The 16,237-nt window shown below is 28.0% G+C and carries 11 protein-coding genes; all 11 read left to right on the top strand.

Features of this window, described 5'->3' with window-relative positions:
- The first annotated feature begins 140 nt into the window (after window positions 1–140).
- The 11 genes from VJY38_RS00895 to VJY38_RS00845 all read left to right on the top strand — a co-directional run bounded on the left by VJY38_RS00895 (window position 141) and on the right by VJY38_RS00845 (window position 16,227).
- Complete coding sequence (locus VJY38_RS00895; RefSeq protein WP_353678784.1) at window positions 141–3,560, top strand: Eco57I restriction-modification methylase domain-containing protein; 3,420 nt, start codon at window positions 141–143, stop codon at window positions 3,558–3,560.
- Between the two features lie 11 nt (window positions 3,561–3,571).
- A complete protein-coding gene (locus tag VJY38_RS00890; RefSeq protein ID WP_353678783.1) occupies window positions 3,572–4,078 on the top strand; it encodes a KwaA family protein in 507 nt (168 codons plus the stop codon).
- Window positions 4,079–4,193: 115 nt separating this feature from the next.
- The gene (locus VJY38_RS00885) at window positions 4,194–4,931 is read left to right on the top strand and encodes a Kiwa anti-phage protein KwaB-like domain-containing protein (protein ID WP_353678782.1); all 738 of its coding nucleotides are present in this window, start codon (window positions 4,194–4,196) and stop codon (window positions 4,929–4,931) included.
- Between the two features lie 275 nt (window positions 4,932–5,206).
- Complete coding sequence (locus tag VJY38_RS00880; protein ID WP_353678781.1) at window positions 5,207–7,267, top strand: hypothetical protein; 2,061 nt, start codon at window positions 5,207–5,209, stop codon at window positions 7,265–7,267.
- Between the two features lie 395 nt (window positions 7,268–7,662).
- Entirely contained in the window at window positions 7,663–8,793 is a 1,131-nt protein-coding gene (locus VJY38_RS00875) for an ImmA/IrrE family metallo-endopeptidase (protein WP_353678780.1), read from the top strand.
- The gene (locus VJY38_RS00870) at window positions 8,793–9,299 is read left to right on the top strand and encodes a DUF4411 family protein (protein ID WP_353678779.1); all 507 of its coding nucleotides are present in this window, start codon (window positions 8,793–8,795) and stop codon (window positions 9,297–9,299) included. Before VJY38_RS00875 ends, VJY38_RS00870 begins: the two co-directional genes overlap by 1 nt.
- Before the next feature lie 208 nt (window positions 9,300–9,507).
- On the top strand, window positions 9,508–10,491 hold the full coding sequence (locus VJY38_RS00865; protein WP_353678778.1) for an SIR2 family protein: 984 nt from the start codon (window positions 9,508–9,510) through the stop codon (window positions 10,489–10,491).
- Window positions 10,488–13,340 carry a hypothetical protein gene (locus VJY38_RS00860; RefSeq protein ID WP_353678777.1) on the top strand — a complete coding sequence of 951 codons (2,853 nt, stop codon included), beginning with the start codon at window positions 10,488–10,490 and terminating at the stop codon, window positions 13,338–13,340. The genes VJY38_RS00865 and VJY38_RS00860 overlap by 4 nt, the downstream gene beginning before the upstream one ends.
- Before the next feature lie 793 nt (window positions 13,341–14,133).
- Window positions 14,134–15,201: a porin family protein gene (locus VJY38_RS00855; protein ID WP_353678776.1), complete on the top strand. Its 1,068-nt coding sequence runs from the start codon at window positions 14,134–14,136 to the stop codon at window positions 15,199–15,201.
- A gap of 19 nt (window positions 15,202–15,220) precedes the next feature.
- Window positions 15,221–15,739 carry an FMN-binding protein gene (locus VJY38_RS00850; RefSeq protein ID WP_353678775.1) on the top strand — a complete coding sequence of 173 codons (519 nt, stop codon included), beginning with the start codon at window positions 15,221–15,223 and terminating at the stop codon, window positions 15,737–15,739.
- Window positions 15,736–16,227, top strand: a complete 492-nt coding sequence (locus VJY38_RS00845; protein WP_353678774.1) for an Aq_1264-related membrane protein — start codon at window positions 15,736–15,738, stop codon at window positions 16,225–16,227. The genes VJY38_RS00850 and VJY38_RS00845 overlap by 4 nt, the downstream gene beginning before the upstream one ends.
- Window positions 16,228–16,237: the final 10 nt, after the last annotated feature.

Genomic DNA, 16,237 nt, shown 5'->3' with positions numbered 1-16,237 from the left:
ATAATTTTTTTTGATTAATCAATTGCAGTTAACTTTAGTGAACTGATAGAAAAGAAATAAAAACTAAATTGGCTTTAGCCGAATTTAAACAAATAAGTTTGAAACCAGATGATATTAAAAACAAATAAGCTGGTATCAAGATGGAAATAAAACAAATTCTTGAAAATCTTATTCAACAATTCAATCACGATAATTTGCTTTCAGTCCTGAGAGCAAAAACCAGAACTTTCAAACAACTTGATGAAAAACTCTCGCATCTTGATGAAGATCAATTTTCTGATTGCACCTTATTAGGTGAATTCAAAGTAGACGATGAACTAATGGCTGTCTTTACTGCAAAAGTAAACAAACCTCTTTCAGAAAAATCTGGGAAAAAAGCTCAATATATACTTGGGAAAAAATTCCTTAAAAACTCACTTAAATACATTGGTGGTTTTTTTGTTTTTTACGATGATAAAGGTGATTTTCGCTTTTCTTTAATTTATGATATTCCACTTGCAACAGGCAAAAAAGATTGGAGTAACTTCAGGAGATATACTTACTTTGTTAGTAAGGAACAGACAAATAAAACTTTTATCAAACAATTTTCCGAAGCTGAATTTACATCTCTGAATAATATTATTGAAGCATTTAGTGTTGAAAAAGTTACAAAACAATTCTATCAGGAAATTGCTAACTGGTATTTCTGGGCATTGAAAAATGTGAAATTTCCGGATGATGCTGAAGCAGAAAAGAACGGAAGAGAAATTTCCGTAATCCGTCTTATTACCCGGCTTATTTTTATTTGGTTTATGAAAGTTCGCAAGTTGGTACCAGATGAGTTGTTCAATGAAAGCGCACTTAAAGAAATACTTACTGATTTAAAACCAAAAAATGATAATTATTATAAAGCCATTCTTCAGAATCTTTTCTTTGCTACATTAAACACTAAGCAAGACGAAAGAAGATTTACTTCCAAGAAAAAAGGTTATAAAGGTTTTAGTAAGGATTTTGGCAATCACAATGTTTACAGGTATGAGGAATTATTCAAAAACAGTGAAGAAGTAATCGAAAAGTATTTTATGCCTATTCCTTTTCTAAATGGTGGATTGTTTGAATGTCTGGATTATAAAACTAAAACTAGGAATGAAAGAAAATACATTGATGGTTTTACTTCAACAAAATCACAGCAGCCATCTGTACCTAACTTTTTATTTTTCAGTGAAGATAAAGCTATTGACCTTAATAAAGATTACGGTACAACGAATAAAAAATATTATGTTCGTGGAATAATAAATACTTTATCTTTGTATAACTTTACGATTGATGAAAGCGATCCAAATGATGCTGATGTTGCATTAGACCCTGAACTTCTCGGAAAAGTATTTGAAAATCTTCTTGCAAGCTATAACCCGGAAACTGCAAAGACTGCAAGAAAATCAACCGGCAGTTATTACACACCGCGTCCAATTGTTGATTATATGGTTGATGAAAGTTTGAAAGAATATTTCAAAACTCATATGCAATTAGATGATATTGAAAGTAAGCTAAACATTTTATTTTCTAGTGAAGATCATTCAAATCCTTTTGATACTGAACAGACCAAAAAACTTGTCAACTTGATTGATTCTCTTAGAGTTGTAGATCCGGCTGTTGGTTCGGGTGCTTTCCCAATGCGTATTCTTAATCGTTTGGTTTTTCTTCTTCATAAATTAGATCCCGATAACTTACTTTGGAAACAATCACAGATTGATGGTATAAAGAAAAGTGTAAAAGATGTAACTCTGCAAAGAAAGTTTATAGAAGAAACTGAAAGAAAGTTCAAAGAAAAAAATCCCGACTATGGCAGAAAATTATATCTAATTGAAAAGTGTATTTATGGAGTTGATATACAGCAGATTGCAGTTGAAATAGCTAAATTACGATTTTTTATCTCACTGCTTGTGGATGAAAAAATTGAAAACGGTGAAATAGAACCATTGCCAAATCTTGACTTTAAGCTTATGCAGGGCAACTCGCTTATCTCTTCTTTTGCGGGTATTGATTTTTCCTCTAAACAAAAAAACGATGATAACCTTTTTGATTTTGATGAAAGATACAGACAGCTGATTAATGAATTTGAAGAACTGAAGAGCCAATACCAGAATGAACCCGATGTTCACAAAAAAAGAAAACTGCGTGATGATATTGATGCCAAGCTGCTGGAAATTTTTGATGAGAAGCTAAAACAACACTATCCACAATTACAGGAATTAGAAAGAAAATATGCCGGTAGAAAAGATATTATTGAAGCAGAAAAGAAAAAACTTTTTAAGAAAATAGGAATTAATATTGACCAGGCACTACAGGATTTAATTGCTTACACCGAAGGCAGAAAACAAAAAGATTTCTTTTTATGGGATGTTTACTTTGCTGAAGTCTTTGCCGAGAAAGGCGGTTTTGATATTGTGATTGGAAATCCGCCATATGGGAATAATTTAAATACTACAGAAATATTAGTATTAGAAAAAAAATTTTCTAAATACAAATTCCCAAATAAAAATTCTGCAATTTATTTTATTTTCATTGCAGATACAATTTTGAAAAATCAAGGTATTAATTCTTTTATTGTACCAAAGTCATTATCTTATTCACAAGGTTGGGATGTTTGCGCTAGATTTTTATTGTCTAATCTTTTTGGTTTTTATGATGCCGGGAAATCATTTGATAATGTTCTACTTGAGATGGTAGTTTTATTTAAAAAGAAGGGTGCTTTTTTTTCTGATTACACAACAGGTTTTTTTGATAATGAAAAATTTAGAATTTATGGTTTAATCAATAAAAGAGTTTATCATAATTATAAAATTCTTTTAACTGCTCAATCAAAAGAGGAAATAGACTTATTACTAAAAATCCTTAATAATAATACAAGCTATTGGGGTCATTATGTCAGTATTGAAAGAGGTCTTAATTGGCAAAGTAAAGTAGAATCTAATAAAGGAAAAACACCAATATTTAGAGGTGCTCAGTTAAAAAAATATTATTTAGAAAATGCAAGTGATTACATTTCGCTATCTAAGTTTAATAAATCTGAATATCTTTACCAGTTGAAACCTAAAATATTAAATCAACTTGCAATCGCACACGTAAAAAATCCATATCCTCATTTTTACTTACAAGCATATCTAGATCTAGATAACAAACTGGTATTTGAGACAATATCTTGTACATTCTTAAAAAGTGAAAAGATTAATGTATTTTTTTTACTTGCACTAAATAATTCAAAACTATTTGCTTGGCTGCTTTATAAATTTGTTTATAATAATGCTATTAGAAGCACAAGATATGATGAGCAATACGTATCAAAAATTCCATGTCCAAACTTAAATAATGTTAATCAAAAACCATTTATTTATTATGCTGAAAAGATTCTTGCTGCTAAAAAACAAAACCCTTCAGCCGATACTAAACACTTAGAAGATCAGATAGACATAATGGTTTACAAACTCTACAACCTCACATACGAAGAAGTAAAAATAATAGATCCGGAGATAGAAAAAATAATTTCAGAAAAAGATTATGAGAAGTTTGAGATAAAATAGAGGACAAATCAATGTTAAGTAAATTTTTAGAATTATTGATGGTATTTACATCACTCTCTCCCGTTTTGCTTACGCTATGGTTTAAAGAGTTTTCTCAAAACTGGGATTATAATGATGGATTAGTTTATCTAATAGTTGCGGTTGTTCTTTGGACTATAGCTTTTGTAATATTGCGGACCGGTCGTAAAAAACTGCAATTGCTTCCTGTGAAAATCGAATCCATCTCTACAGCAGATAAAGAAATGATCTCATTTATTTTTGCGTATTTAATACCATTGTTAGAAATTTCTTACCCGCTATTGTTTTTTTTATTGGGTTTATTCGTATTTATAGTTTTGACAACCCATTCTTATCACTTTAATCCAGTATTTGGTTTGTTTGGTTATCATTACTATGAAGTTTCTATCGAAGGTGGAACCACTTTTATCCTTATGACTAAAAAAACTTTAATGAACACAAAACAAATAAATAGCGTCGTTCAATTAACAGATTATATTTTATTAGAAAAGGAAGTCTAAAATGAGTATAAACATTTTTGCTATTTTGAAAAGTGAAAATCTAATCAAGTTAATCAATATATCCAGTAACATTCAAAATGAGCTAACTCCACTAAAAAATAATGCTGAAGAATTTTTGCGAAAAGAAAAAATATTATTTGACGGACAATATAAACCGGAAGGCGATCAAATTTTAGAGATAGAAAACTTTTCACTTCCTTTCGAAATTGATTTTAATAATCCACTAAATCTTGAGAAGATCGAAATAGACGATATTGATTTAATAAAAGGTCTCATTATAAGCGACCAAGATATTATCGGATTCCAATGTTTTGATAGAAGGAGAATAATTGAACCCAGCCGGTTGAATATTATTTTTAAAGGGAATACTTTCTCCAAATTAGAAGAAAAAGGAATTACAATAGATGATAAATTAGATGTTGTCTTTTCAAAACAAAATAAATCCTTATTATTTTACTCATACCACAACGCCTCAAAAATATTTGATTTATCTGAATATTATCGTGAAGCTACAGAACAAGAAATAAACTCTTTCTTTGAACAAAAAATTTTCTCTAATATTCCTGAAAATTTATATGAAATAATTGACACCAGAATGAAGAAAAAGATATTCCTAATTAAAAAGAATAAAATAATAGAAAAATTAACAGATTCTGATATTTTTAAAGAAGTTGCAAAGTATTCTAAAGCGTTTGGGCTTAAAAATTATTTTGACACGACTTCTAATAAAATTAAAATTCCGGATGATAAAAAAGAGTTCAAGAAAATTATCAGCTTTTTGAATGAGGATTTATATAAATCACCAATCTCCGAAATAATTTATGAAACTAATTCTAAGAGAGAATTCAGATGAAATATTTAAAAGCCACAAACTCCATAACCTGTATTGAAATAGTGGAAATAGCAAGATAGAACATAGAAAATATGTCAAGCCATAAAATAAAAATAGAATTAATTAAGAAAAGAACTTTTGAATGGCTTTTAAAATTATCTTTCATTGTTTTTAGAACTTCCTATCAATTCTATAATCGTTTTAAAAGAGTACTAAAATTCCTATCTGAATTTTTAATTACTTTATTTGCAATGGCAATCTGTTATTACATTTTTATTTCTGAATATAAGGTGAGATTGAAAGAAGAATTCCAATACTCACCTTTTTTTATTGCCATAGGAAGCACACTCATAACAATTCTAATACTTACATATTCGTTAGCATTATTACCTGTACAAAGGTCAATTGAGTCGTTCTCTAAATCAATATCTTTTATCTACAGAAATGACAAAACAACAACTTTAGTTTTTATTATTATTTCGACTTTTGCAATTGTTGCATTTTTATTTGGCTTAAATATAAAATTATTCTGTATATCAACATTTCATTATTTACTTTTATCAATTCTTTTAACAGGGATTACACTTGATTTATTACGATGGTATCATCAGAGGATAACAAAACTGTTAGAACCAGAAAATGCAATTAAAAGCTTGGTACAAAAAACTTTTTCCTTTATTAATAAATACCATTCAAGGATTTCTTTTATAAGTAAATGGAATTCAAAAATATTGCAAAGAATTAAGGAAGAAGAAATTACACCTCAAGATCTTGAGAAAGTATTTTACTCGTCATCAAATCATATAGATTTTAATATTATTAATAAATTTTCTGAGTTAACCGAAATAGCTATAAAAGCTTTAGCTAAAAATGAAGTTAATACTGTATCAATTTGTTTAGACGCTTTAGCAAAAACCGGGGATTATTTTGTTAAATCTAGAAAGGGTAATATTATTTATTATCCATCAAAAACGTCTTTTCTTGTTAGTGAAAGTAACATTAATAATGTACTAAATAATTTGTATGAAAATATCTTAGCAATTGCTCAAAAATCAAATTTAATTTCGAATCAATATTCAAGTATAAACTGTTTAAGAGCTCTTAAAAAAGTTACTGATTCTATTTCAAAAAATCTTTTGTCTGATGAAATTCAACAATCTAAAGATATGCTTTTTATTCCTATTAGTTATATGGCAAATATTATTGAAGAAGCTCAAAATCATAGTCTTGATGATGTAGTTTTACAAGGTTGTTCTATCTTATCCCAGACTCTATCGGACATCTATATTAAGCAACACGTAATAGAGCTTGATTATAAAGCAAATGAACTTTATATCGAATTGCTAATGAAATATATCACATTAAATAAACAAGCTTATGGAAATAAAGTATTAGAAATTATGATGAAAAGATTGTTTTTATTGATACCTAATCATCAATATAGTTTAACTCATACTTTAAAGGATATAATTGAAAAACTTGATTCAATTTTTCCTTTTGCGTTATATGCATCAAAACAAAAACAGAAAAATCTAATGAATTTTGATTTATCTGTGCCTTATAATGCTGCAAATGAAAATTCCTTCCTTAATTTTATTCGATCTTCCCAGATACTAAATAAAGTCGATGATAAAAGATGGCACGTAAACCCATATCATTACTTCAGTAAGTATAACGCTGAAATAAGTATGCACTTCTGTTCTTTAGGTGAACAAAATGATTTAGGAGAAAGTGTTTTCCTCTGGCACATTACTTATTCAATAAAGGAAATTATTAGGATTCATCTTCAGCTACTACAAAATCCATTAACTGATATACATAATCATATAGAAGATTTATTTGACCAAATCACCCGGTATTTATCCTTTTTCTGGGTTGCAACTAAAAGAGCAGAGAAGATCAACAAGTACTATGCAGAAGAAATTTGTGATGTAATTTGCTGGACTGCATTCCATTGTTATCAAGAAGATTTTTATAAGAAACATATTATTGATGTCCATAAGGTTATTGATATTTGTATAAGTAATTTATTAGCTGTAATTCGAGATTATATTCAGAAAGGGACTTCCAAAAGTCCGTTTGATATTGCAGATTTAATTCTATACCTATGGATGATTAGGATAGCTGCTGCGAGTAAAAATGATAGCTTAAGAATTAAAAAAATTGATAAAGCATTAAATAAACTAGAGTTACATACAAATAATGAAAATTATTTATATGAAGCTTTGATGCTAAAATATAAAGAATTCCTTGAAAGAGTTTTTGAGGAAAAACGCTTACACATATATGATTTTGATAAAAGCATTTGTTTACTTAGAGAATTAGTGAAAGATGAATCTTTCTTCTTTACAATTTAATAACAAAGCTAATAAAAAATCCCCAAGCTAGGACAAATCAATTAGAAGATTAAATAGAACATAATGGTTTCTCAACTCAATAACCTTACATACGAAAAAGTAAAAATAATAGACCCTGAAATTGATAAAATAATTTTAATAGAAGAATATGATAACTCTAAAATCGAATAATGTTATAATTTTCTTCAAGAGGGTAATATACATAAATGCAATTGGCTTTCAATCAAAAGCTAATTTACCTCTGTTAGAAATATTAGCAGAATACGAAGAAATTTATTACGCCTTGTATGAACTTTCTCAATTTGTACGCCAATTGCGAAAAAGATTAAATAAATGCAAAGAATGAATAAAGGATGGATTCTATATTAAAAAACAATTTTGTATTTTTTAGCTAAATGAAAACAGAAATAAAGATAAATAACAACATTCTTATTTGGGCAATAGAGCGAGCTGGCTCCAATATAAATGAAATTTCTGAAAAAATCCCAGCTTTCACTAATTGGTTATCTGGTAAGAAAAATCCCACACTTAAACAATTAAAAACTTTTGCTCAAAAGTTACATCTTCCATTTGGATATTTATTTTTAGAAAATCCACCAGAAGAAAAACTGCCTATTCCATTTTTCAGAACAATCAAAACTGATCAAGAAAGAGTTAATCTTAATGTTTATGAAACTATACTTATAATACAACAAAGGCAAAAATGGTTATCTGATTATCTAAGAGATAGCGAGTATGACAAACTTGATTTTGTAGGAAAATTTAAAAACGAAAATAATATTGAAGAAATAGTAAGAAGTATAAGAACAACACTTAACCTTTCTGAAAATTGGGCAAATGAATTTTCGAACTGGGAAAAAGCAAAAGAACATTTTACTCAAAGAATAGAAGATTCTGGAATTATTGTTAATTTTAGCAGCATAGTAGGTAATAATACTCATAGAAAAATTAATGTCGAAGAATGCCGTGGATTTGTTCTTGTTGATGAATATGTTCCGTTTATGTTTATTAACTCCGCAGATAGCAAATCTGCACAAATCTTTACTCTTGCTCACGAATTAGCTCATATATGGATTGGACAAAGTGCAGGTTTTGATTTTCGTCAATTACAACCCGCAGATAATCCAACAGAAATATTATGTGATAAAATTGCTGCTGAATTTTTAGTTCCGGAAAAATTATTAACAAGTATATTAAAAGACGAACAAAACATTGAAAACATTGCAAGAAAATTCAAAGTTAGTCAAATAGTTATTGCTAGAAGATTACTTGATATCGGGAAATTAAGCCGTAGAGAATTTTTTGAATTTTATAATGACTATATAAATCGTGATATTCAAAGGAAAGAGAAGAGGGAAGATGGTGGTGATTTTTATAAGACTCAGCGAAAACGTCTAAGTGTTCGATTTTTAAGTTTTGTAAATCAAGCTGTTTCAGAAAATAAATTGTTAATTAGGGATGCGTATGTACTAACTTCAATGAAAGGTAGCACTTACCACAAATTAATGAAGGAGCATCTCTACTAATGTCAACTTTTATTGTTGATTCAAATTTTTTTATTCAATCGCATCGCGTTACTTATCCATTAGATGTTGCTACAACATTTTGGGAAAAAGTAAAAAAATTATTTAATGAAGGAAAAGTAATTAGTATAGATAAAGTAAAAGATGAAATATTTAATAATGATGATGAATTAAAACGATGGATCGAAATTAATTTAGCTAACGAACATTTCAAAACCACCGAAACTCAGGAAGTGGTAAATAAATATACAGAAGTAGTTAATTGGGCTAACTCAAAAAGTAATCATTATGTCCTAAATGCAATAAATGAATTTTTACAATTTGAAAAAGCTGATGCATGGTTAATTGCCTATGCAATTGCTATTAATGAAGGTTGTCAAATAGTTACTCAAGAAAAAAGCGAACCCAATCGTAAATCAAAAATAAAAATTCCCGATGTATGTAATGATTTTAATATTCGGTACAAAAATATAATTGAGATGTTCAGAGAATTGGGTGAGAAATTTTAATTTTTTGATAAAATTCTTTAAAAACTAAGATGAGCACAAAATCTAAATCCACTTCAGGACAGAAAAGCACCCGACTATATAATCTTCTCCATAAGGGATGCATTTGCAGATGCACTAAGCTTAACTAAAGAAGAACGCGAAGAAGTTTACTACGCAGTCAGCGAACTTGTCCAAAACAGACTGAATAAAGCAAGGAGTAAAGTGAATAGTGAAAGAAAAAAATGAAATTCAAGATATTCCAGATGTACCTGATGAAATAATATCTGCTGCACAACATGGTAGATTAGTTTTATTTATTGGAGCCGGGCTTTCTCGTATTATTGGATGTCCTTCTTGGGATGAATTTGCTTGCTTATTTTTAAAGGTTTTATATGAGAAAAAAATAATCAATTATCATGAATATGAAAAATTGCAACATTTAGATGCAAGAAAATTACTATCGATTTGTAGAAAATTATATGAGAAAAAGTTAGGAAAAAAATCTTTAGATTTTATTAAATCTTTTTTAACTGCCAAAGATGATTTAAATGAAAAATTTAATATATATGACAATTTATATTCTTTTAATGCTATTTATGTGACTACAAACTATGATGATTATTTAGACAAGGTCGCTCAAAGATCAATAAAAAATACAACATATATTAATTCATCAAATTCAATTGAAAATCCTATTGAAAAAGATAGTTCAAAAAATAATATTATTTATAAAAAAGAAGAACTTTTAATTTCAAATTTAATTAATGGATATGTTATTCATCTTCACGGATCTATTTTGGATGAAAGTAATCTAATCTTAACAGTTACTGATTATATAAAACACTATAAACCTGATTCAAAATCTGTAATTTTACTTGAGGAAATTTTTAAAAATTACACCGTTCTTTTTGTTGGTTATGGATTAGAAGAATTTGAGATATTAGAATTACTTGTTAGTAAATCTAATCCATCAAAACAAGAAGTGAAGCATTTTATGCTTTATCCTATTTTTAAAAATGAAATTAATTTGTTAAAATTTTATGAAGAGTACTATAAAGAATTAGGAATTCAATTAGTCCCTTATCCGATTGATGAAAATGGATACGAACATCTTGCTGAAGTAATTAGTACATGGGCAAAAATAATTGGTCCTCAATCTCGACCACAAGATTTTCTTGAGAAGATTAAATTAATTGATGAGGTATTGAAATGAGTTTAACTCCAAAAGAAGAAGCGGTTTTAGATCTAATAAGAAAAGATTTAACATATGAAAATTATTTTTTTAAAAAAGTTACGGATATAAAATGGTTTTACCCCTTAAAGGAAAAAGGATTCTTTTCTCTATCTAAATTAGCTGGACTGAAACCTGCTAAAAAAGAAGATTATTTTATAGTACCCTTCTGGAATATACTCCCTTATTTAGAGCAAGTATCTCAGCAAATAAATATACCAGGGAATGAGAAATATATTGATGAGTTATTAACTATAATCAAAGAGGTGTCAAATTATAGAGATGAAAATAATCAACATATAGACAACTATTATATATGGTATTATTTTGTAAAAATTCTTTGTAATATTCCAAATAATAAAATACCTATCGATATTATTAAACTCATCCCTATCTGGCTTGATTCAAAATTTAACAATATGCTACAGGGGGCAGAAATTGCTACAAAGTTATTACCAAAATTCTTAACTGATAATTCTGAGGATATTCAGAAAGCTGAAAGTATTATAAAAAGTATTACTGCAATTATATTCTTCCCTTTATCTGAAGAACAAGCAAAATTTCTTGGTAAAAAAGAAGATGTACGACTTGTAATTAATTCATACTGGTTGAAGGAAGCTTTTGATAAGTATTCTGAAATTATCGGTCAAAAGTGCTCCAAGAGTGTCGTAGAAGATTTAATAAGTAAAATAAAAAATCTACTTACGAGTGAAATAGATTTAGCATATTACTCTCTCTTTGACAAATTAGCTGATGAACTTGAGTTTTGTATAGATGAGCCTAAAAGTATACTTAACTATATCTTAAAAAGAGTGCTTCTATCAATGGCTAAAAATAATATCAATGATGTAAAAGACTTACTAAATAAATTTCTAATTGATAAATATCTCTATTTTCCTAAAATGGCACTCTACATTATCTCGCAAAATGTTGATTCTTATGAAGATCTTTTTTGGGAAGTATTGAATACAGAAGCAGGTAACTTTATTTTGGAAAATACTTTATATCTTGGAGATGAATTGAAACACCTGCTTAAAAATTTAAGAGACCTTTCTGATGAACAGAAAGAAATGCTTAATCTAAAAATTGAAAGAGCAGCAGAAAAAATTCAAATAAAAGAACAACGAGAAAAATATATTGCCCGTTATAAACAAGAAATATATCAAGCTCTTTCTCATGATTCATACTTTAAAAATCGTTATGATGAGATAAAAAAAATATCAGGTGTGGATGCAGAACTACAACCTGCTATCAAAATGGAAGAACCGAGTTGGGTTATTAAAACCTCACCATTAACAAAAGAAGAAATAATTAAAATCCCTAATGATAAGCTTTCGGAATTCCTTGTGGAATTTAGAACCAGGGATGAATGGGAAGGACCATCAATTGATGGACTTTCTGATGTTATATATGAGGTTGCTAAGGAAATGCCAGATAAATTCATAGATGACCTTAATTCATTTAAGAATACTGGTTTCATATATGTTTATGAGATTTTAAGGGGGGTAAAAGATGCATTGAATGAAAAGAAAATAATAGAATGGAATAAAGTACTTGAGTTTATAGAATTTTATATAGGAAGAAAAGAATTCTGGGAAGATAAATTTATTGTAGAAAAGGGTAACTTATTAGGAGGTGCTGATCATCATTGGATTGTTGGAATAGTTGCTGAACTTATACAGTATGGTACAAGAGGTGATGAGCGGGCAATCCCTGAACAACTTTTTGAGAAAGCGAAAAAACTTATTTTCTTGATATTGGATAATTTAAAAGTTGAAGAGGACAAGGAAATAACTGACTATGTTACATATACTATTAATACTTCTTCTGGGAAAGTAATATCAGCGCTAATTTTACTTGCACTGCGTATAGCTCTTTTTAGTGAAAAGAAGGGCATTTTGAGAGACATAAAATGGGAGCCTGAGTTTAAGAAAAGATATGATGAATTGTTAAACATTAAAATTATAGAGGGTTTCTTTTGTTTAGGTCGTTATTTATCTGAACTTTATTATTTAGACAGAGAATGGGTAAAAGAAAAAATCAAAAACCTTGAAAATGAAAAAGGTAACAAATACTGGGAAGCCTTTATGCAAGGCTATCTTTCTACCGGAAAGGTTTATGGATATCTTTATAATCTTATGAATTCACATTATGAATACGGTCTTTCTTATAATTTTAAAACGCGTCGTAATATAGAATTTCTGATACAACATATCTGTTTAGGATATCTACATCATAATGAGACACTCGATGATTCATCAAGTCTTTTTAAAAAATTGATTGATTTATGGAATCCTGCACAGATAAAAGAAATTATTAGATTTTTCTGGATGCAGAGAAACAACATCTTAAAAGAAATAGCCGGAGACAAAATTGTTATAGAAAGAATATTGCAGTTCTGGAATATGATTTATGAAAAATACAAAGACAAAAATGAAAACCTTTTAAATGAAGATAAACAAATACTATCAGCTATTTCAGAATTAGCTTTATTTTTACCACAGATAGACGAAAAATCTTTCAAATGGCTTAAGTTATCAGCTCGCTATGTAAATGAAAGTTATGTTTCTCCTTTCTTTATCGAGTATTTGGAAAAATTAAAGGACAAAGGTGATAATAAACAAACAGCTAAATACATAGGGGAAATTTTTTTAGAAATGCTTAAAAACTTTACTCCTTGGTATAAAGAGGAACATATTCTCTCAATAGTTGAATTTTTATATAGTTCTAATGAATCAAAGTATGCAAATGAAATATGCAATGAATATGCTAAAAAAGGTCATGAATTCTTAAAAGAAATTTACAATAAATATAATTTAATTAGTGAATAAAAATATTTGTAATCAGCAAAGATTTATTGAAATTCTAAACTTATTAGAAAGATTAAATTTTATTTAATAGAAAATATTAGATAAAAATCATTGAAAGAGAGGATTATCTCATAGTGCTCTAACTGTCCTAAGTGGTTAATAAAATAACCATTAAGAACACTCAGGAACACAAAAAACGTAAAAAAATAGAGGTTAATAAAAATTAAGTAATCCAGCTCAGACAAATTAAACTAAATAGTTTTTAGCTTACTAACTAAAAAAGTATAAAAATAACCTAATATTTAAATGATTGAAATTTTAGAGTAAATTCTTTACTAACCCGCTACAAACTCGTTACAAATTCGTTACAAATTCGTTACTGATTCGCTACAAACTCGCTACAAATTCGTTACTTTCTCGCTCATTTCTCGCTCATTCTCGTTTATTTCTCGATCCCGATCGCATATTTCTCGATTGTTATAATTAATTACCATCTTACAAACATATGGATAGTATATTAAAGTTATATTGCCAGCCTTAAAAAATATTTTATAGTTAGTTACTTAATAAGGGAAAACTAAAATCCATTTTGAATAATACTTAAATTCCCATTTAATAATAAATTTACTTAAAATCCCAGTTAATTTGGTCGCTTAATTGGAACACCTCATCTAAATCTATGAAACTTAATAATTGAAATTCTTATTTACTCACAAAAAAATTAAATAAAATTTATAAAAAATATTTGCTATTTTATAATTATTATTTATATTTAGTCTAAATAAATTATTCTTTTAAAAAAATAGGAGCAGTTATGAATAAGTTATTTTTACATTTTGTCCTTTTTATAATTATAATTCAAATTAAAACTTTTTCTCAGAGTGAAAACTATAACTTTGAAACTTATGTTCATGGTTATGGGGAATTGCATTATAATTATGAAAAAGTTGGAAATAAACCATTAAAGAGTTTACTTGATTTCCATCGATTTGTAACATTTATTGGTTATACCTGGAATGATAAATGGTCTTTCCACTCAGAACTGGAATTAGAACATAATTACGTAGAAGAAGGTCAGGGGGAACTGGAATTAGAACAGGCTTATGTAAATTTTCATTTTAAAGATTGGTTGGGATTTCAGGCTGGAGTTGTGTTACCTTCAGTCGGATTAATTAATGAAATCCACGAACCACCACTTTTCTTTGGTGTCGAAAGACCAGACTATAATACAAGAATAATCCCTACTACATGGGCTGGTAATGGAATAGCTTTTTATGGCAGAATAAATTCTTTTGATTATAAAGTAACTATAATGGAAGGCTTAAATAGCGAAAAATTCAGTGAATCAAATGCAATCAGAGATGCAAGAAGAAAAGGATTTAAAGCTGATGCCAGAAATCTCCTTTATAATTTTCGAATTGATTATTTAGGAGTATCAAGCTTAAAGATAGGTGGTTCATTCACTTATAACAAAGCAAATGGTGATACTTCATCAAATAAAATCTATATTTATGAATTTCACGGAAGATATCAAACAAATCGAGTAGATGCTATATTTGAATATGGCACAATTGACTATGAGAAATATAATCTTCAAAAGTCACAAGGTTTTTATTTTGACTTTGGATATAATATCTCCGCAGATCTTGACTGGGAAACTAAAATAATCCCATTTATTAGATATTCAGATTATAATACTGCTGCCAAAACTTTAGCGGGTGGAGATTCTGAAAAGAAAAATCATTTTAAATACTGGATGATTGGGTTATCAGTTAAACCAGTTGATAATGTTGTTTTAAAAATTGATTATGGAATTCGTACAAGAGAACTGGGTAATGAAAAAACTAAACTATTTAATCTTGGTATAGGTTATATGTTTTAATTAATATAGGTTATTGTTTATGCGAATCATTTTCATTTTATTAATTTTATTATTGAATCCCGATATTAAAGAAGATGCAGAAAATTCAATCCGTAGTTTTTTTAATAAAGAGATTAAACTGGAATTTTATAAATATGATTTGCCAGATTCTTTGAAAACCAGAATAGAAAGAGAATGCAGACAAAGATTTTTGTCAAACTATATTTACGTCTGGAAGATATTTTACAATAATAAAAGAATAGCAACAGCAATGATGGACAATGTTCTGGGAAAATCTTTGCCAATTACATTCATTGTTATTTTTGATTTAGATGGGAAAATATTAGATACAGAAATTATTAAATACAGAGAATCTTATGGCGGTGCTGTTCAGGAAAAACACTGGTTAAATCAATTTAAAGGTAAAGACGAGAGCTCACAATTTAAAGTTGGAAAAGATGTTAGTTCAATAAGTGGAGCGACAATTTCTGCTAATTCTGTGACAACAGGTATTAAAAAACTTTCTATACTTTATTCAATAATTAAAAATAATATATGAATATTTCTCTTAGAACATTAGATAAATCATTGAAATTATTTTTAATAACTTACATCTCTGTTGTCACTATTGGTGTTTCAACTGGATTAGTATTTTTAAGACATACAACTTCTTTTACTCCAAAAGGTGCAATTGAAAGATTTCGTGGCAATATAGAAAATTCGGATAACAATTTTGATATGGTTGAAAATTATCCAAAGCCAATTTCAGAAATGTTGATTACTACTCATAATCACATTCTGGGATTGGCTTTTATTTTCTTTTCTATTGGATTAATTTTTTATTTTAATTCTATAGTTAACTTAAAGTGGAAATTATTTTTAATGATAGAACCATTAATTTCTCTAATAATTTCTTTTGGTTCTATATGGCTAATGAGATTTGTTAGTGAATATTTTGTTTATATTACAGTTATATCTGCTATTTTAATGTATTTATCATTTTATATAATGGTTGTTATATCGCTCTATGATTTAAAGAAAGAATAATTTTTTGGTT

Origin of the sequence: Rosettibacter firmus (assembly GCF_036860695.1) — a bacterium.
GTDB classification, from domain to species: domain Bacteria; phylum Bacteroidota; class Ignavibacteria; order Ignavibacteriales; family Melioribacteraceae; genus Rosettibacter; species Rosettibacter firmus.
The sequence above is the reverse complement of the archived record's forward strand: the minus strand, read 5'-3'. Positions and strand labels throughout refer to the sequence as shown.

What these genes read in the sequence shown, in the direction of transcription:
- VJY38_RS00895 (WP_353678784.1), top strand. Translation starts at nt 141, where the DNA reads ATGGAAATAAAACAAATTCTTGAAAATCTTATTCAACAATTCAATCAC.
- VJY38_RS00890 (WP_353678783.1), top strand. Translation starts at nt 3,572, where the DNA reads ATGTTAAGTAAATTTTTAGAATTATTGATGGTATTTACATCACTCTCT.
- VJY38_RS00875 (WP_353678780.1), top strand. Translation starts at nt 7,663, where the DNA reads ATGAAAACAGAAATAAAGATAAATAACAACATTCTTATTTGGGCAATA.
- VJY38_RS00870 (WP_353678779.1), top strand. Translation starts at nt 8,793, where the DNA reads ATGTCAACTTTTATTGTTGATTCAAATTTTTTTATTCAATCGCATCGC.
- VJY38_RS00860 (WP_353678777.1), top strand. Translation starts at nt 10,488, where the DNA reads ATGAGTTTAACTCCAAAAGAAGAAGCGGTTTTAGATCTAATAAGAAAA.
- VJY38_RS00855 (WP_353678776.1), top strand. Translation starts at nt 14,134, where the DNA reads ATGAATAAGTTATTTTTACATTTTGTCCTTTTTATAATTATAATTCAA.
- VJY38_RS00850 (WP_353678775.1), top strand. Translation starts at nt 15,221, where the DNA reads ATGCGAATCATTTTCATTTTATTAATTTTATTATTGAATCCCGATATT.
- VJY38_RS00845 (WP_353678774.1), top strand. Translation starts at nt 15,736, where the DNA reads ATGAATATTTCTCTTAGAACATTAGATAAATCATTGAAATTATTTTTA.